Raw genomic sequence first — 18,785 nt, forward strand, 5'->3', positions numbered from 1 at the left:
TTTAATAATATTTAAATTTATGCAAATAGAAGTCATCGGCTTAACTGATTCATTGTGGTCACAAACATTACAAACTATCCGGCATGATATTTATCATTTGCCTGAATATATTTTATTGGAAGCAAGAAGAACAAAAGCAATTCCTGAAGCTATTTTGATTGCTGATGGCGATCAGATTTTTTTTGTTCCTTATTTATTGCGTAGTTGTGATGATATAGTTCCCGAACAAGCAACTAAAAACGAAATTTTTGACGTTTTATCACCCTATGGTTATACCGGAATCCTCTTAAGTGAAGCCGCTAAAAATAATCTAGAGTTTGTAAAACAAGCAATGCGAGAAATGAAGCAAATTTTCAGTTCTAAGGGAGTTTGTTCGGTATTTTTAAGAATGCATCCAATCCTCAATGAGAATTTTTGTGAGATTTTATCAGAAGATAACTTGATAATTAATGGACAAACAATATCTATTGATTTAAGAATTACTGAATCACAAATATGGTCATCAACAAGGTCTGGTCACAAAAGTACAATCAATAAATGTAAACGTTTGGGAATGGAGGCAAGAATAGTTCCTTTGAGTGAATATCTTGATGAATTTACAAACATTTATCAAGAGACAATGAATCGGGTGGGAGCATCACAAGGATATTATTCTTTTGATTTAGATTACTATCGTGAAATGGGAAAAATATTAAGAGATAAACTCCACTTATGTATAGTAGAGTACGAAAATGAAGTCGCTTGTGTCGGTATATATACTGAAGTTTGTGGAATAATTCAAAGTACTTTAGGGGGAACAAAGGATAAATTTATTCATTTATCTCCTAGTAGCTTAGAGACAGATTATGCTCGATATTGGGCTAAATCGCGTGGGAATGAGTTTTTACATTTAGGAGGTGGGGTTGGTGCATCACAAGATAGTGTCTATTCTTTCAAAAAAGGCTTTTCAAAACTCCAGCATACATTTATGACATTGCGTTTGATTTTAGATGAGAATAAATATAATTATCTGACAGATTTACGTGCAAAATCATTAAATACTAAATCAGAAAAGCTTATAGAAACAAGTTTCTTTCCAGCCTATCGCTCGACTGTATGAATTTACCTTTAATCAGAAATAAAGAACAATATAATTGCCTAGTTGAAGAACAAACCAGAAATTCCAATGCTTCGGCTTAGGTAATAAATAATTAGGTAAGACTTATTGCTTGCCTATCAAATTCCTAAAATCAGGAATTAATTTCATTTTATTTGTTCCAGTTTTTTTAAAATAATATTAAATTTAAGCTAGCCAAAATGAAAAAAACAATTTTACTTTCTACCCCCCATATCGGAAAGAAAGAACTTGAATTTGTACAAGAAGCTTTTACAACTAACTGGATTGCCCCCGTTGGTCCCCATATTGATGCTTTTGAGCAAGAGTTTTGCGAAGTTACAGGTGCGGCATATGCAGCAGCAGTTAGTTCAGGGACAGCAGCAATTCATTTAGCTTTACGGTTATTGGATGTTGGTGTTGGAGATGAGGTTTTTTGCTCAACTTTGACTTTTGCAGCAAGTGCTAACCCAATCATTTATCAAAATGCCAAACCTGTATTTGTAGATAGTGACACCAAGTCGTGGAATATGAATCCCGATTTGTTGTGTGAAGCTATAGAAAAACGTGCCAAAATGGGTAAATTACCCAAGGTTGTACTTTTGGTTCATTTATATGGACAAAGTGCTGATATTGAGCCGATTTTGCAAATTTGTGACCAATATGAGATTCCTTTGATTGAAGATGCAGCGGAAGCTTTAGGTGCAACCTACAGGGGAAAAACTCCCGGGACATTTGGCAAAATTGGAATTTACTCCTTTAATGGGAATAAAATTATCACCACATCTGGTGGGGGAATGTTAGTTTCCAATCAACCGGAATTAGTCACCAAGGCACGATTTTTGGCAACCCAAGCGAGGGATGCAGCACCCCATTACCAACATTCAGAAATTGGCTTTAACTACCGCATGAGTAACGTTTTAGCAGGGATTGGTAGAGGACAATTACAGGTTTTGGGCGAGCGTGTGGCAGCTAGAAGACACAATTTTGATGTGTATCAGCAAGCTTTGGGAAATTTACCGGGTGTGAAATTTATGCCGGAGGCTGATTTTGGTACCTGCACCCGTTGGTTGTCATGTTTAACTATTGATGCTGAAAAATTTGGTGTAGATAGAGAACATGTGCGTTTAGAACTTGCCAAACAACAAATAGAAACCCGTCCCGTGTGGAAACCATTGCATTTACAACCAGTATTTGCATCATGCGAATCCATTGGTGGAGAAGTGGCAGAAAATCTATTTAAAGATGGTTTATGTTTACCTTCTGGTTCAAACCTCACAGATGAAGAATTACAACGAGTTATTGATGCAATTTATACTGTTCATCAGCAAGTAAATGCATAGTTTTCAGATTTTTTCTAGTTTCTTAAATAAATTTAAAAATAGTGGCATAAAATTCCTTATAATCTTTCTTGTTAAGAAATAAATTATTATCAGCGAAGGCAAAATAGAAGCAAATGGAAAATCAAGAATCTTTCACCTTTGATAAATACTGGCATATTCTCAAGCGACGCTGGGTTCCAGGATTGGGTGTATTCTTCCCAATATTTCTACTATCGCTGATAGCTTCATCTCAAAAAAAACCAACATACGAAGCTGAAGGAAAACTCCAATTTCAACGGAATAATGGGATTTCTACCCTGACAGGTGTTGGTACAGAAGTTGGGAAATTAGAATCTGTTGCCCAAGATCAAAAAACTAGCCCCCTCAATACAGAAGCTGAGGTAATTCGTTCCCTACCAATCGTCAATAAAACCATTAATACCCTAAATTTGAAAGACGATAAAGGGTTGCCACTAAAATCTAGTGAATTTATCAAAAAGTTATCGGTAAAAGATGTCAAGGGAACTGATATCTTGCAAGTTGCCTACAGCGGTAATGATCCTAAAGGCGCAGCTGAAGTTGTTAACAGTGTAATGAATTCTTATGTAGAGCATAATGTTGCTTTCCATCGAAGTACAGTTACAGCCGCACGCAAATTCCTTGAAAGACAAGTTCCCAGTGCCGAGTTAATGGTGCGGAAAGTTGAGGCAGAATTAAGGGAATTTAAAGAGAAAAATAAACTTGTTTCACTACAGGAAGAGGCAACTAAATCTATTGAAATGGTTAAGGATTTGCAGAGGCAAATCAATGAAATAAAATCCCAAATTGCCGATACTAGCGCCCAAGCACAATCATCTCGCGCTATGCTGGGTGTGAATTCTCAACAAGCAGTAGCAATGACTTCCTTGAGCCAATCGGAGGGGGTTAAAGATGCAGTTAAAGAACTTCATGAATTAGAATCACAACTTGCTACCAGACGTGTTATTTTGCAGGATACACATCCAGAAATTATTAATTTACAGAATAAAGCAGCAGCTTTAAAAAGTATCTTGCAAAGCCGAGTTGGTGATGTTTCTGGTAGTTACGAAGTCCCATCCTTGGGCAATCTCCAAGCTGGGGATTTAAAACAAAAAATTTCTACAGAATTAGTGGGGTTAGAATCCAGACGCTTAGGATTAGCTAGCCAATTAGCAACATTATCTGGTTTAGAAGCATCCTATCGTCAACGATTAGAAAGTTTACCAAGATTAGAACAGCAACAACGAGAGTTAGAACGGAAAGTTCAAGCTGCTCAATCAACCTATTCTTCATTACTACAAAAACTTCAGGAAAGCCGCATTACTGAAAGTCAAAATCTCGGCAATGCTCAAATTATTAGCCAAGCTGAAGTTCCAGATGAAGCAATGGGTTCTCCCATGGTTAATTATTTGAGTGCAGGTTTATTAGGTTTATTAGCTTCCTTAGCAACCATCTATTTAGTAGAAAGCCGAGACAAATTCATCAAGAATGTTGATGAAGCCAAAGAATTTATGGAATTGACTTTATTGGGTGTAATTCCTGCCTTAAATAAACAAAAATCATCCCTCATACCTAGTAATAATGTAGATACTTCAGTTCCACGGGTTGTAGTCCGAGAAACTCCTCGTTCCCCCATTAGTGAAGCCTACCGGATGTTACGCTCTAACTTGAAATTCCTCAGTGCAGATAAGGAATTAAAAGTAATTGTTGTTACTAGTTCTGTGCCAAAAGAAGGTAAATCCACAGTGGCGGCGAATTTGGCAATGGCGATCGCGCAAATGGAACGAAAGGTATTAATCGTTGATGGCGACTTACACCGTCCCTCACAGCACCAAATTTGGGATTTACCTAACAGCGAGGGTTTGAGTAACGTTATCGTTGGGCAATCGGATATGTGGGGTGCAACTACCCAAGTCATGGATAATCTCTATGTTCTCACCTCCGGGCTTGTTCCCCCCAGTCCAGCTTCGCTTTTAGACTCCAAGCGGATGGCGACGTTGATTCAAAGGTTTGCTGCTAACTTTGACTTTGTGATTATTGATACACCCTCAATTAGCGTTGCAGCTGATGCTGCGGCATTGGGTCAAATGGCAGATGGTGTATTATTTGTAGTGCGTCCAGGAGTGGCTGATATTGGTAGTGCGGGGTTTGCGAAGGATTTACTCAAAAAATCTGGTCAAAATGTCCTAGGGCAAGTTGTCAATGCAGTTGATCCGAGAAACGAAAACCACAGTTACTACTACTTTAATGATGAATATTATTCACAAGACAGCTTGAGTCAAGTTCAAGTTGCGGGAATAGTGGATTAAAAAACAAGTAATGAGTAATGAGTAATGAGTAACAAGTAATAAGTCTGTTTTGTAACGGGGATTTAACTCCGAAGCAAAACGGACTGTCGTCTTTAGGTAGGTGACTTAAACGCCCAAACATGGTTAAAAAATCTCATTCTTGATAGAATCGGAGCATAGATTTTAAAGGTGGTGACTATGCAAATCTCTTTAACAGGAGCATCGGCAGAGTTGGTTAATATGGTTGAGGCAGCATTGCAGGGCGAGGAAGTTGTTATCTTAAAGGATAATCAACCTGTGGTGCGTCTTGCTACATTAGAACCAACTCGAAAACCTCGTCCACGGTTTGGCAGTGCTAAAGGCTTGATTACACTCTCAGAAGACTTTGACGAACCGTTGGAAGATTTCAGGGAATACATGGAATGAAACAGTTGTTGGATACTCACAGTTTTATTTGGTTTGCAAGCGGAAATACGAGAATTACTTCCGAAATACGCTTGCAGATTGAGAATAACGATAATCTAGTGAGCATTGCGAGTATCTGGGAAATTGCAATTAAATTGAATCTGGGTAAATTGAATCTGGGAATGTCTATTGAAACGTTGGTTGAGCAACAGATTATTGCCAATGGAATCGAGCTTTTAAATATTTCAACAGAACACCTTGCCATCATTTCTAAGCTACCCCTACATCATCGTGATCCATTTGATCGCTTGCTAATTGCTCAAGCAATGGTAGAGAACATTCCCATCATCAGTGCCGATGTAGCCTTTGATGCTTATTCTATTCAACGATTGTGGTAGCTAGAGCAGATATCTAGATTAATTTTAGTTCACTATTTCAAGTAAATCAATAAATTCAATCCAGGAATGGTGCGGGAAAGAGTCCATAACAACAGTGTAATAAAAAGTACGCCCAAACTCCACTGATACCAAGCTAAAGTTGCAATGATACCGGGGAGAAATTCATCCCGTAGACGAATATCATTAAAACCAATACGAAGTAAATTATTCAAGCTAAAATCATAATAGTTGAGCCAGTTCCACCGTTTATCCCAGAGAATTGGCATATAGCGATCGCGGAATGATTGGTTCCTAGGTATAACGGGCAATCTGCCAATTAGTAACCTCAGTTGTCGCATGGTTCCATCTTCGCAAAAGTAGGATACATCAAGTTTTTCGTGAAATCTCCCCAACTGGTAGAGACGCATAACTAAAATCATGGGGATTGGGACGATAATTAATAGCAAGCATCCCAATGTCAACCAAGGGAATTCAGCGTTGCGAAAAATTGCCAACAATCCGAAAAATGTAAAAACTGTAAAACTAGTTAGCATTGACGTGGTTTCGTAGCAAGTGGGGATAATTGCTTTAGGAAGTAAGCGACGAAACTTATCAATCAACCAATAGATTAAACCAAAGTATGCGATCGCAATCAAGCCCACACCGAACACCAGCCAGAAACCTGTACCATAACCAGATAGCAACAGCAATAATGACAGGGCAAACCAAGTCCAAGCTTGCAGTAACCATCCCACCAATAATAGTGGTTCTCCCACGTTTATGCGATCGCTTATTTGAATATAGGTTTCAAAATCAACATCTGGTAAGGTAAGTAACTCATTTTTGGTGGTAAAGGTTTCCAATTGCCGATGGTTAATTATTGCCTTTGCTTGTGTCTGGGAAAAACCTAAATCTGCTAATCTTTCTAAAGAAGCGCTATTAATATTTGTCCCGAATAAGCGACGACTTAACTCCACCAACCGTAATTGCTGCTTAGTATATTCCAACTGGTTCATATCTGCAATTTGCTGCAACTGTCGGAAATTTTGAGCTAAATTTCTAAGCACATTTTGGTTCCCTTGTAAACTAGAAACAGACAACATTTTGCCAATTTCACCAGGATTACCTAAAATTTTGGCTTGATTGGAATTAAAACCCAATCCCGACACATTTAAATATGATTTTTGGGCAAATCTAACATCACTAAAATCGGCTTGATTGAGAATACTAGCACCGCGTAATGTCACAACACGATTAAATTGTGCTTCTCTAAAAGTTACTGCTTGCTCAAATGTGGCTTCTGCTAATAGTAAAAATTGATGAAAGTATCCCTTTGTAAACTGTACCTGATTGGCAAATCTGACTTGAGAAAAATCAGTATTTCCCCACCATCTCACACGGCTGAATTTTGCTATCTGTTGAAAAATTGCTTGGGAAAAATTAACATTTTCTTCAAAGTCACTATTAATAAATAAAGCTGTTTCCTGAAACTGTGCTTCTTTAAAATCTGCCCGATCAAAAAATATAGTACTGGTAAAATCTGCTATTTTCCGAAAAAATGTATTATTAAAATTTATCTCACGGCTAAATCTTGACTCTTTCCAATTTACTCCTTGATTGAAAATAGCACCTTGAGCATCTAAAGGCTGAAGGAAAAATGTATTAGAGAATTGTACAGTGCCATTAAAGCGGGTTTTAATTATGCTTAGAGGACTGCGAAACACACTAATATCACTATGATTATTCGGGGAACCATTACCTAATAAAGAACGACAATCTTTAGCGCTAGGTAAAGCCAAAGTCAAATAATTTAAACATACATCTCGTAGATGTTGGATTTGTTCCTGCTCAGTAATTGTAAAATTTGGAGAAATATTATCTGGATATAAAGTTGTTCTGACTCCCAAATCAGTTCCAATAAAATCACCTTGCACCAAAGAATTACTTAAATCTAATCCTAAAGGTTTTGTACCTGTTTTTTGGAGTTCTTTGCGTAACAACTGATAGAAGGTATCTCGAAACAGAGAATTTTCGGGTCTTAAATCAATCACCATTCCCTGTAAATCTATCGTCAGATTACCCTCATGAAGTACAGGATTATGTATCCGAGTTTGTAGTAACTCAACTGTCAAATCAACACGTTCTGATTGTGACTGTGCATTAACAGGTAAAGGTAGTAAAAATGAAGAGATTAAGATTGGGCAAATTAACCCAAATAAAAACACACGCGGCTTTAGAAAAAATAATATGACACCGAATATATTCTGGAGAAAACTTGCTAGCTTTCTCCGTAATTCTCCGTTTTTAAAAAATAAATCAAAATCAAAAATTAAATCAAAAATTAAATTATTCAATGCCGCCTATCATTCATCATTCAATCAGTAGAACAATTTTACCTGTCATTGACCCAGTTTCTAGTAACTTATGAGCTTTTGCCGCTTCCGTCAACCCAAATTCCTGACTCACACTCACCTTTAACTTACCCTCATCCATCCAAGTTGCACATTCTGCGAGAATTTCCCCGTGATGTTGTTGTGCTTCCAGCATTCCCAACTGCATCGGTGTCAACATCAATTCCATCCCCACCCGCAAATTCCGATTTCGTGCTACTTTCCACACAGTATCTGCTTTGGGTTCCAAAATCGTCACAATGTCCCCATATACCCTAACTGCTGGGAAAGACTGTTCTAAAACCTTGCCACCAACAGTATCAAAAGCTAAATCAACACCTTCTCCCTGTGTCCAGTCTAAAACAGCCTGAACAAAATCAGTCTGCTTGTAGTTAATTACCAAGTCAGCACCAAGTTGTTGAGCAAAGTTAGCTTTCTCATCTGAACTAACAGTGGTACAAACCTTGGCACCTTTTAGCTTTGCCAATTGTATCGCCACATGTCCCACACCACCAGCACCCCCGTGAATTAGCACCTTTTCCCCAGGTTCTAAGCGTCCTCTTTCATACAAAGCTTCCCAAGCTGTAATTAGAACTAAAGGTGTAGCAGCGGCAGATGCAAAGCTTACAGATTTGGGCTTTAAAGCTGCAAAACCTTGATCAATTGTTGTATATTCTGCGTAATTACCTTGATGCTTACCCAAACCACCATTACAAAAATATACTTCATCCCCTACGCGGAATTTCGTTACCTGTGAACCTACAGCTTCAACTATACCCGCACCATCACAACCTAGGATAGCAGGCATTGAATCAGGATAAAACGTTCCACGCGATCGCAACTTCACATCAATGGGGTTAATACCTGCCGCTTTCAACTTTACCAAGATATCAGTATTTCCTGGAGAAGGTTTAGGCACATCCTGCATCTGCAACACTTCAGGATTTCCGGGTGCAGTCATCATCATTGCTTTCATGTTTGTCTCCTCCCAAAATCAATTTTAATTGTAGTTTAGCAAAGCATCTAAATCTCCTCAATTATGAAAAGTGGAGTTTTGTCATTGCGTAGACGCATAGCGGCTTGTCGCAGACTAGCATAAGCCCGTAGGGCTGGCTATGCCTACTCACAATTTCGATTGCAAACTACAGTTTTCAAAATAGGCAAGGTTTATTTAGAAGTTTTTGGGTAAATAATCACCCTATTGAATGTTTCGTAACCCGACTAAATAGCAACTGTAAAATTGACAGCACCATAATTATGAAAAATAAAACTAGCCCAATTGTACAGGCATAGCTAATTTCCAAATTATTAAAAGCTTGCTCATATAAATAATAAACAATAGTTTTAGAGCTATTTCTAGCACCCGGAATCATAATATATATTTCTTCAAAAACCTTAGTTGCAGAAATAGCTGACATCACACATACCAAAGCTAAATATGGTTTCATTAAAGGTAAAGTAATATCTAAATGCTTACGAATTCCATCCGAACCATCAATTGATGCAGCTTCATATAAATCTGCGGGAATAGATTGTAAACCCGCTAAATATATCACCATGTAATAGCCTAAACCTTTCCATACAGTCACTGCCATCACACTAAAAATTGCATAACGCGGATCTAACCAATTAATCCCTTCTTTTACAATACCCGCGCTTTTGAGTAAACTATTAATTAATCCTTTCTCCTCATATAACCAACCCCAAGCAATCCCAGCAACCACCATAGAAATAACCACCGGACTATAAAAAGCCGCTCGAAACCAGGTTATACCTCGTAATTTTTGATTGACTAAAATAGCTAAACCTAAAGGAATAACCACTAAAATTGGTACAACAATGGTGATATAAAGTAGAGTATTACCTAAAGTTTGCCAAAAAATGCGGTCATTCCATAGCCGAATAAAGTTTTTAAAACCTACCCATTCAGGAGTTCCACCAATTTCTGTAATATTGGTAAACGTTAAATAAAATGCTTGGAATGCAGGTAAAAAGACTGTAATTCCCAGAACAAACAGAGATGGAAATAAAAATAGATAAGGTGTAAGTTTTGCAGGAATAGATATTCTACCCTTGCTGATAAAATGTTGCATATAGGACTCATATTTGATTTATGAAACACAGGTAGGGGAGCCAGCACTGTTGGCGGGTTCCCCGACATAAGGTGACTGGCGTTGTGTTATCACGAAGTGTAACGCACCTTCTTCCGAATTTTGGTGCGTTAGGCTAAAGACATAACACACCCTACATATACTTAAATTTTTAAGTGCAAAGCACAGGCTACGCCAACAAAAACCAAACCCGATTTCTATAGGAATGTCGGGTTTGAATGTCTTGGAGGCAGGAAAGCAAATTTATGTTACACCATAAAAAAGCAAATTTACTAAAATGTAATTGATTTGAGACTATCTGGATTCCATGTATAATCTTTGATATCACTAGACCAAGGTACTTCATCTGCTGATGCAATAACTAGAGTGCCTTGATTAAGTTTATTATATAAGCCGAAAAAATCACCAACTTCAATTTCATTTTTGATGAAAGTTTGCCGTAGAAGTTCGTTAGTAAACATCATATTATGAGCTTCAAAGCTACCTTCTGGAAACAAACGGGGAAATATTAAAAATTTGATATCATCTCGTTTTTGTTTAATTGCTCTTTGGGGTGTGATTCCGAATTTATCTGTCAAAGGATCTCCTTGAATATTAACCATAATGTAATTTGGACCCTTTACCCACTGACGATAACCGTTACCAAATAAGAAGACATTTATCAACTTACTAGTGCGGTTTTCCCAAATTTTTTCTTGAATTTTCCTTGTGGGAAAATCAAACATCAAAGCATGATTGTTAACAAAGTTTTTCTTAGCAAGCCTAATTGCCCTTGCCAATAAAATTGTCCCTAAGCTATCACCTGAAAAATTTAAAGTAATATTATTTTCTACTGCATAATTAATTAACTTTGCTGCATTGACAATTACGAAGCTACCTGATAAACCAATTCTATCTAAAGCTGCGTTAATCCAATCCAGATAATGATTAATAAAACCAATAATTGGATACTGTTTCAAAAAAGAGGCATTATGCAAATTGACAATCCCTGTAGCAAGTTTCTCTGCATATCTACGACTTCTTCTTGAAGATTCGTGTTCGCGTTGTCCCAGTCCAGAAATAAATATAGCAAAGAGTTCCTGTTGATCTTTTTCTGGGTAGTAAGTGATTTCTTGGGTAATTTTGGCGATTGGATTTGCGGATGCGATTACGTCATCAAAATCAAAAATTTGCTCATTCCCAGGGTTTTGCAACTGTCCATCAAACTTTTGATCCGGAAATAGAGTTTCAACAGGCAAGCGCCACCAAGGCGATATAATTTGTTTTGCCTTATCTTCACTCTTCATAAAAAAATTCCGTATGTTTGGATGTGTATCTTATTTAAATTAGCTTTAATTCTAAAGCGCGATAACTTCGTTAAGCTCCGCTAACGCAATATTCACTTACATCAAGAGTATCGCACATTGTATCAATTTTTTATGGGACACAAAGATCGTTGTTTACCAGCATCGGCATCACTTGATGCCAGAATCGAGTTATTATCTAAGTAATCCTTTAAAAAGCTACAGCCTTGTTTCAGTAAACTTTCGAGTTCTAAGTCTACTGTGTCCCTAAAAACTATCTCCCCGTTGGCATTGCCGCTAACTATAGTTTTGCCATCAGGTGTAAAATTTATACTAGTAAACTCATCCCAATCGGCTTTGATGGCAATCTTTAATGCACCTTTGAGATTCCACAGTTGCAATTTTTCCGAGTTAGCTGTGAAAATAGTTTGACCATCTGGACTAAAACCAACATTAATCGAGCTTTCACCACCACTCTTAAAAATCTTTTTTTCTTTTCCCTCAGAGTCCCATAACCTAACTGTACTATCAATACTAGCAGAGGCAAGGTTTTTACCATCACTAGACCAAGCCACTGCAAATACTGGACGCTTATGTCCTGTTAATGTTTTGATTAATTTACCATCAAGAGTCCACAATTTCACTGTTTTGTCATCACTAGCAGAAGCAATTATTTGACCATTAGGGCTAAAACTCACCCAGTTTACAGGATCAGTATGTCCAGATAGTGTAGATATTTCCTGACCTTGAGGATTCCAGAGTTTGATTGTTGTATCTCCACTAGCGGAAGCAAGGAATTTACCATCACTAGACCAACCAACAGTATACACAGCTTTTTTATGTCCCGTGAATGTCCTAATTAGTTTGCCATCACGACTCCACAATTTAATTCCGCCATCTTTATCTGCCGAAGTTAAAGTTTTCCCGTCAGGGCTAAAACTCACATCTAAAACTTCTGATTTTTCTTGGGTGAGAAGATGTAAAAATTTTCCTTGCATATCCCAAATTTTTGCAGTTCCATCTTTCCCAGCAGAGGCAATTAAATCACCTTGGGGTGAAATACTCAACTTGTTAATATAGCCTTTATGTGCAGAGATTTTTTTCAGTGGTGCATATTGCCAACTCCACAAACTAATCACCGCATCTCGACTTCCCAAACCCAAAGTTTTCCCATTAGGACTAAAAGTAACAGTATTCATCCAACTGTTACTTATTTTGATGGTTTCTTGCAAAACTCCATCTAGAGTCCAAAGTTTAATAGTTTTGTCATTACTACTGGAAACAATAGTTTGACTGTCTGGACTAAAAGTAATCCCTGTCACCCCACCTCGATGTCCCGATAATGTCCGTAACCATTTACCGTCACGCTGCCAAAGGTTAATTTTTTGATCTAAACCCCCTGATACTAGGGTTTTACCATTTGGTGCCCAAGCTAGAACTAATACTGGGTCGGTATGTCGTTTGGAAGTCGCTAATAATTTGCCATCACGACCCCATAACTTCACTGTTCCATTATTATTTGCCGAGGCTAAAATCTGTCCATCGGGAGACCAAGCCAAACTCCTGACTCCCCCATCCTTAACTGAGATAGTTTCCAGAATTTTTCCTTGGGAATTCCAAAACCGGATAGTTTCATCTATGCTACCGGAGGCGATAATTTTATCAACAGGATTAAAAGCAACGCTACTAACCACACCACCGTGAGGTGTAAATGTTCTAATTAAATTGCCATTAATATCCCACAACTTCACTAAACTATCAGCACTTCCTGAGACTATTGTTTTCCCGTCAGGGCTAAATGCCACACTACTAACTCGCTTTTTATGACTTCGCAAAGTGTGTAATTCTTTGCCGTTTGCCTGCCACAATTTAATTGTGTAATCGTTACTGGCTGAAGCAATTAAAGAACTATTAGGACTAAAAGCAATAGAGTTAATTTCTCCCACATGTCCATTAATTCGATTAACTTCCCTAATGCCCATACCATAAACAGCTTGATATAAAGCAGTTTTGACACTTTGCTGAGTTATGATATCGGCAGAGTAAACAGTTTGCAGTTTGTATCCAGCCCGTAAACCTTCTTCCACTGCATCAATATCATGACCTAAATTAAATAGGGCTTCACTAGAGGCACTAGCGGCAAGGGTAGCAGTAATTGCAGTTCGTCTACCTTGGTAGACTGCCATCCCAATGGAGACGCTTAAAGCTAAGATACCAAAAATTGAAGCTGCTAAAGCTGTTTTGAGAATGCGGTTAACCTTGCCTTGATTAATCTGTTGTTTTTCTTTCTCGATTAATTCCCCTTGGAGTTTTTGCTGTTCTAATTCAGCCACCAACCTTTCACTAATGGTACGGCTGAGTTCTTCGCGTTTTCGCAGTTCCCGCAGTTCAGTTAATAAATCCGCACCCGGTTGAATTTGGGTTTCTTGTTGTTTAACTAGTTGCTTATTTCGACGCAGTTCACTTTCTAATTTGGCGACTTCTTGTTCCCGGCTTTGTACCTGTTGCCGAAGCTTCCTCACTTGTTCTTGGAGGCTGAATTCTGCTTGTTGAATGTAGCGAATCAGATGTACTAAATAGTCATGAATTAGTTGATAACGTTCGGGAACATCTGGAAAAAGTACAACTAAACCAGAACGTACCAAAATCTCTAAAACTAATTCCAACTTTTCGACATTTTCCAAATCTTCCAATTCCGCAGCTAATTCCGCACGGGTTTTAAAGGGACGACCTTTATTTTCATCTGTGAGTAAATATAAAACTAGTAATGCAGCTTGTTCATTTTCCTTGCCGCAATCTCGAATTAGTTCCCTGATATAACGTTCAATTAATTTATTTGGTCGATATTGTTGATACTTCTCCAAACTGACAATTCGTTCATCTTGAAGTTGGGCACCAACTACTTGTAATTCAATTGGTCTGACTTCTCCCAATTCAGTCGAAAGATCCTCAACTATAGCATCAATTAGTTCTGGTTCTAGGTGAGATACAGCTTGGGGAGTATACCCGGACGGTTGCCTCATGCCGTATAATTCCGGGTTGCGTGCCGTCAAACGTTGAATTACAGCTTTTGCATCTTCACGGGAGAAATTTTTTAATTCGTAGCGAATGTTTTTATCGAGAATATTATTATTTATGGGTTCTACAGAAGCCAAATGTTTAAATTCTAATAGGTGATGTAGATAATCTTCCCGCAGAGAAAGAATTACTTTTACAAATGCCACATTTAAACAATCTCGCAAAAAGCGATCAAATTCCTGTTGTTTTGCAGAATTTACACAACTGAATAGAAATTCTTCAAATTGGTCAAAAATCAAAACTGTAATGATGCTATTGCGACCATTTTCTTCTAATTGTTGAATAATTTTAGCTGTAGAATTGACTGGGGTAACTTGGCTAACAGATCCATGTTTTAGTTTAGAGTGAGTTAAAGGAATTGGTTTGAAAATCTTTAAGGATTGAAAATCTTGACCAATTTTGTTGTGATTGTCAAAGATTTTGGATTGGGAATTATCGGTGACTGCTTTGGTTAATTCTTTGATCCAATCGGTGTAAACAGATAAAACTATAGGTATAGCCATCTGATCACCAATTGCCTGTTGTTGCAATGCTGGTACCAATCCAGCGGTGACAGTTGAACTTTTTCCGACTCCCGAAGGTCCATGAATTACGGTAATTTTGTGATCAGGACGGCTAATTCGGGAAATTAAATTATTGACATCCCGTTCTCTTCCAGAGGCAGTAATTTCTAATGCTACACTGCCATCGGGTACAGGAGAGCCAAATACAGGGCTTGTGGCTTGGCGTTGAGGTTGGAGACGTTCTGCCCCAACAAATGCCCGTAAGCCGTACTGTTGCTCTACAGAACGTCTGCGTTGTCGGATATAGAATGCTTCCAAATATAGCCCTGCTTGGAAATAGAGCGATCGCATTCCCCGCAAAAGCCTAATATATCTCAAGGCATCGTAACGGTAATCACTGTTTTCTAAAGCTGTATTTAGTTCTTCAGTGGCTAAATCTAGTTGTTCTTGGGCGATTTTCGCCTCTCCCAATTCTCGCAATACCTGAGCCAGGGTTAAGCGATATATTTGTCCCAATAACCAGGGAAAGAGGTTTTCTTGAATATCATTTTTATTCTTGGCTTCATACAACTGCCACAGGGCAACCCTGGCATATTGACTTGCCTGCATCCACTGTTTTTTTTTCTCAGCTACCCGTGCCAAAAATCCATAATCACATGCCATATGCATGTGGCTACCATAGGTTTCATGGAGATGCTGTGATTGTTTTGCTACCTTCTCTAACTCATCCCATTCTTCTAGTTGCTGTAAAACCTCTGCCAACTGCCCAATAAATTGAGCCATCAAATCTTCACGCTGTGCCAATTCAAACACATGTAGACAGCGTTGAAAATAAGATTTTGCTTGCTGCCACCGTTGACGATGTTCTGGGTGGGTACGTTCAGCTAAACGTAGATAACACAAGCCAATGTAATAAATTACTACTCCTTGCCGCAACATCTGGGGAGATGGGGGAATAGGGGGAAACTGTGGGGAAGGAATTGGTTGATTGTCTGTTTGGGTTTGCCAATATTTGAGGCTGATTTGAAAATACGCGATCGCATGATCAACGCGATCACTAGCATAATCATCTAAACCTGCCACAAATGCCAATGAAGCGTCTAATTCTGGCTCTAAATCAATCCCACGATTTTGTAATTCTCTAATTGCACAGCGAAACTCATAGCTGCTGTAGTCCCAGATTTCCCCTAACGTAGTGTGGAAATCACGCTTGCGCTCAACTGTGTTTTGAATATCTAAGATTTCGGCAAACAATGCATCGGTTTTTGCCTGGAGTAGTCCCCGTAATTCTAATGTTGTCATCTCGAAGCGAATCGGAGTTGCTGCCCAACTGGTAAAATCGGGGGCAAATCGCCGCAATTTCCCAAGTAATTCATCATTCACAAAAAACACCATCGGGAATTGGTGCCTTTTGCGAAATTCATCCCGCATCTGATTGATGGTTCGCAGCATATCATCTAACGATGCCACCGACTCCAAACCCAAAATTAGTAATGCATCCGTATGATTATCACCCAATTGGTTATGGATGGTGGAATACAAACTCATCCCGCTGGATGGTAGAAACACCTGAGCTAAATTTAAGCTGTCCCCTGGTTCCTCGTTTTGCCTCAGTTGTTGGATTACGCGATCGCGTAATACCCCATAGTTACAGCACACCAAACACAAAGAAAACTCTCCTTGGGAAAATGCGATCGCTCTTTGCAAACTTTTGAGAGCGCGCTCGTTTCCGGCTACGATACTTTCTGCTGCTGGGTGTTTTCCAACCATGATTTAAACTTCTCTGTCTCGGCTAAAACTGGGTTAACTGCAAACCAAGCCCCCTGGCGATCTCGGTATTCAAATACAAACAAACTACGTAGTAATGTGTGATACTCAATGTCTCCCCTCACCCTTTGTTCTTTCACGACTTGAAAAATTAATTCCCACTCGTGCTTATCAATGGGATTAGCCCGAAAATCTCGGTGTCGTTGAATCACGAGTTCCACACAATCACGATCGAATGGCGGATCTTGTTCCCGCAGGCAGTCAAATAACAGCCCTAGTAAATCCCGAACGTGACCACCACTAACTAAACACAACCGATCCAAACTGTCTTGGTTATCAAAGACCTGTGTAATTAACTTTAGCCGATCACCAGGGGCAATATTCGGAAAAGCCCGTGCTAAAACCAAATCTCGCATTAAATCTAAACCTGGAGCAAAAATATCTCCATTGCGATGACGTACTGGAATCATCGGCAACACTTTCGGGGCAATACCTCCCCCTAAGCGGTGCTGAAGTTGCACGCTATCGTTGGAAAAAGTTAAGGCGAGGGGAATTGTGTAAACTACGTGACAGTTAAGTTTGCTGAGTTGTTCGCCTCTGTCGATAAACAAATGTTCGGGTAAAGAACGTCCCGAAGGCAACAGCCGAATATCTACCCGATCTAAGTTATCAACAATGACAACTAATCCCTTTTTACCTCTAGAAATCAGTTCTTTGTTTGCCCGTTCTAACAACTCCTGATTGATAGATTGCAAAATACTTTCAGTACGGGGTTCCAAATAATCCCGCAAACGTCGCCGTAACTTCGGACTTTCTTTGGTTTTAGCCGTAATTTTGGCAATTCCCACCGATAACTCAGCTTCAACTCCCAAATCAATCGGTGTTTGTAGAAAATCCACAACTTCCCCAAATAAACGGGTGAAATAGTTAGGTTTGATTTGGATTTTCATCGCTGCCAAACTCTCACTCACCTGTCCTGCGATGGCTAGCAAAATATCCGTAACATCTAAATCCACCACATCCAAAACTTGGGTGGAAACAAAATAGACGACATGAAAATCTTCTTGTTCCAACTCAGTTTTGAGTCGCAACAATTCGGTGGATTTTCCACATCCAATATGACCTGTAAATAACTGACACGTTGGCATATCCGGCGAAATCCGGGTGATGGTGCGCTGCAACGCTTCGATGATCTTGCCACCCCTTACTTCTGCAAAATCGATATAGTATTGGCGATCTACAGCATTTCCCATCATTAGCGGTCTGCTCGGATTGGATGCCTGATAGAATCTCTTTAAATCTTCTTTGAGCATAACCAATCTCATTTGCTTCGGGAAAATAATTTAACGTTTTGCAGGGTAAGTATATTTCCTATTTATAATTCCTGCGTTTATTTATTTTTCTTCTATTCCAACCACACATTCAAATCGACTGATTCCGGATTTCCTTAATAGGTATCTTTACAAAATTTCAATGATATGATTTATTTTTGATCGAAAAAATATCTGAAAACTTTAAACATTTTTGTACTATATTCATTAGTTCAGTAAATAAGAATTACCGAAAAATAGTCAACAAAACTATTATTTAATTTGTCTAAAGTCACCTGAATAAGTAAATTGATTTATAAATAAAAAATATATGCATGATTAGACTACCCCTTTTTATTGACTCAGTAAGTATTAATATTTTTCTCAATAACAAAATAAATATAAATAGCGATAATAAGCACAATTTAAGCTAAATTCACTTATTTTGGGTAATATTTCGCTTTTAAAAAATAAAGCCAAGCTTCAAAATTTTAGTTAAAATACCCTTTATCTAGGACTTAATCAGTTTTAATTGGTTCCCCAATATGTGATTAGATATCTTAAAAAATAAATATTATTTATTGTTCTAGATTGTTAAAAGCCATGAAAAAGTCAGTCAAATTTTCCTAATAAAATTTGATATATAAATCCAATAATTTAACTAATATTAAAATATAATTAATTAAGAATATGTATCAATCTTTGCAGTTTCCTGATCTCAAACAATCTTCCATACGATCATCTCTAGCTGCTGTTAGATATGGATTTAGATATGTTGGGCTTTGAACCTGATTTTTAAGACTCTCGGCTGAGTTGGGATCTATAAAACTATTTATAAAT

The 18,785-nt window shown here is 38.2% G+C and carries 11 protein-coding genes; 5 read left to right on the top strand and 6 right to left on the bottom strand.

Going from position 1 to position 18,785, the window contains the following annotated elements:
* The first annotated feature begins 19 nt into the window (after window positions 1-19).
* The 5 genes from CAL6303_RS05340 to CAL6303_RS05360 all read left to right on the top strand — a co-directional run bounded on the left by CAL6303_RS05340 (window position 20) and on the right by CAL6303_RS05360 (window position 5,524).
* Entirely contained in the window at window positions 20-1,099 is a 1,080-nt protein-coding gene (locus tag CAL6303_RS05340) for a peptidoglycan bridge formation glycyltransferase FemA/FemB family protein (protein ID WP_015196821.1), read from the top strand.
* A gap of 197 nt (window positions 1,100-1,296) precedes the next feature.
* Window positions 1,297-2,436, top strand: coding sequence for a DegT/DnrJ/EryC1/StrS family aminotransferase (locus CAL6303_RS05345; protein WP_015196822.1), 1,140 nt, complete (start codon window positions 1,297-1,299; stop codon window positions 2,434-2,436).
* 113 nt (window positions 2,437-2,549) lie between these two features.
* A complete protein-coding gene (locus CAL6303_RS05350) occupies window positions 2,550-4,742 on the top strand; it encodes a GumC family protein (protein WP_015196823.1) in 2,193 nt (730 codons plus the stop codon).
* Window positions 4,743-4,919: 177 nt separating this feature from the next.
* The gene (locus tag CAL6303_RS05355; protein WP_015196824.1) at window positions 4,920-5,147 is read left to right on the top strand and encodes a type II toxin-antitoxin system Phd/YefM family antitoxin; all 228 of its coding nucleotides are present in this window, start codon (window positions 4,920-4,922) and stop codon (window positions 5,145-5,147) included.
* A complete protein-coding gene (locus CAL6303_RS05360; RefSeq protein ID WP_015196825.1) occupies window positions 5,144-5,524 on the top strand; it encodes a type II toxin-antitoxin system VapC family toxin in 381 nt (126 codons plus the stop codon). The genes CAL6303_RS05355 and CAL6303_RS05360 overlap by 4 nt, the downstream gene beginning before the upstream one ends.
* A 32-nt stretch (window positions 5,525-5,556) precedes the next feature.
* On the opposite strand, the gene CAL6303_RS05365 is transcribed toward CAL6303_RS05360, so the two are convergent.
* The 6 genes from CAL6303_RS05365 to CAL6303_RS05390 form a co-directional block, all read right to left on the bottom strand.
* Window positions 5,557-7,710 carry a pentapeptide repeat-containing protein gene (locus CAL6303_RS05365; protein ID WP_238993819.1) on the bottom strand — a complete coding sequence of 718 codons (2,154 nt, stop codon included), beginning with the start codon at window positions 7,708-7,710 and terminating at the stop codon, window positions 5,557-5,559.
* A gap of 163 nt (window positions 7,711-7,873) precedes the next feature.
* Window positions 7,874-8,869, bottom strand: coding sequence for a zinc-dependent alcohol dehydrogenase family protein (locus CAL6303_RS05370; RefSeq protein ID WP_015196827.1), 996 nt, complete (start codon window positions 8,867-8,869; stop codon window positions 7,874-7,876).
* Between the two features lie 217 nt (window positions 8,870-9,086).
* Entirely contained in the window at window positions 9,087-9,986 is a 900-nt protein-coding gene (locus CAL6303_RS05375) for a carbohydrate ABC transporter permease (RefSeq protein ID WP_015196828.1), read from the bottom strand.
* Window positions 9,987-10,276: 290 nt separating this feature from the next.
* A complete protein-coding gene (locus CAL6303_RS05380; protein WP_015196829.1) occupies window positions 10,277-11,290 on the bottom strand; it encodes a hypothetical protein in 1,014 nt (337 codons plus the stop codon).
* A gap of 122 nt (window positions 11,291-11,412) precedes the next feature.
* The gene (locus CAL6303_RS05385) at window positions 11,413-16,638 is read right to left on the bottom strand and encodes an eIF2A-related protein (protein ID WP_015196830.1); all 5,226 of its coding nucleotides are present in this window, start codon (window positions 16,636-16,638) and stop codon (window positions 11,413-11,415) included.
* Complete coding sequence (locus tag CAL6303_RS05390; protein WP_015196831.1) at window positions 16,602-17,948, bottom strand: P-loop NTPase fold protein; 1,347 nt, start codon at window positions 17,946-17,948, stop codon at window positions 16,602-16,604. Before CAL6303_RS05390 ends, CAL6303_RS05385 begins: the two co-directional genes overlap by 37 nt.
* Window positions 17,949-18,785: the final 837 nt, after the last annotated feature.

The sequence above is a fragment of the Calothrix sp. PCC 6303 genome (genome assembly GCF_000317435.1).
Taxonomy (GTDB): domain Bacteria; phylum Cyanobacteriota; class Cyanobacteriia; order Cyanobacteriales; family Nostocaceae; genus PCC-6303.

Bases quoted from the DNA above. Each gene is read 5' to 3' on its own strand.
- CAL6303_RS05345 (WP_015196822.1), top strand. From the start codon at position 1,297: ATGAAAAAAACAATTTTACTTTCTACCCCCCATATCGGAAAGAAAGAA.
- CAL6303_RS05380 (WP_015196829.1), bottom strand. From the start codon at position 11,290: ATGAAGAGTGAAGATAAGGCAAAACAAATTATATCGCCTTGGTGGCGC.
- CAL6303_RS05360 (WP_015196825.1), top strand. From the start codon at position 5,144: ATGAAACAGTTGTTGGATACTCACAGTTTTATTTGGTTTGCAAGCGGA.
- CAL6303_RS05385 (WP_015196830.1), bottom strand. From the start codon at position 16,638: ATGGTTGGAAAACACCCAGCAGCAGAAAGTATCGTAGCCGGAAACGAG.
- CAL6303_RS05390 (WP_015196831.1), bottom strand. From the start codon at position 17,948: ATGCTCAAAGAAGATTTAAAGAGATTCTATCAGGCATCCAATCCGAGC.
- CAL6303_RS05350 (WP_015196823.1), top strand. From the start codon at position 2,550: ATGGAAAATCAAGAATCTTTCACCTTTGATAAATACTGGCATATTCTC.
- CAL6303_RS05340 (WP_015196821.1), top strand. From the start codon at position 20: ATGCAAATAGAAGTCATCGGCTTAACTGATTCATTGTGGTCACAAACA.
- CAL6303_RS05370 (WP_015196827.1), bottom strand. From the start codon at position 8,869: ATGAAAGCAATGATGATGACTGCACCCGGAAATCCTGAAGTGTTGCAG.
- CAL6303_RS05375 (WP_015196828.1), bottom strand. From the start codon at position 9,986: ATGCAACATTTTATCAGCAAGGGTAGAATATCTATTCCTGCAAAACTT.
- CAL6303_RS05355 (WP_015196824.1), top strand. From the start codon at position 4,920: ATGCAAATCTCTTTAACAGGAGCATCGGCAGAGTTGGTTAATATGGTT.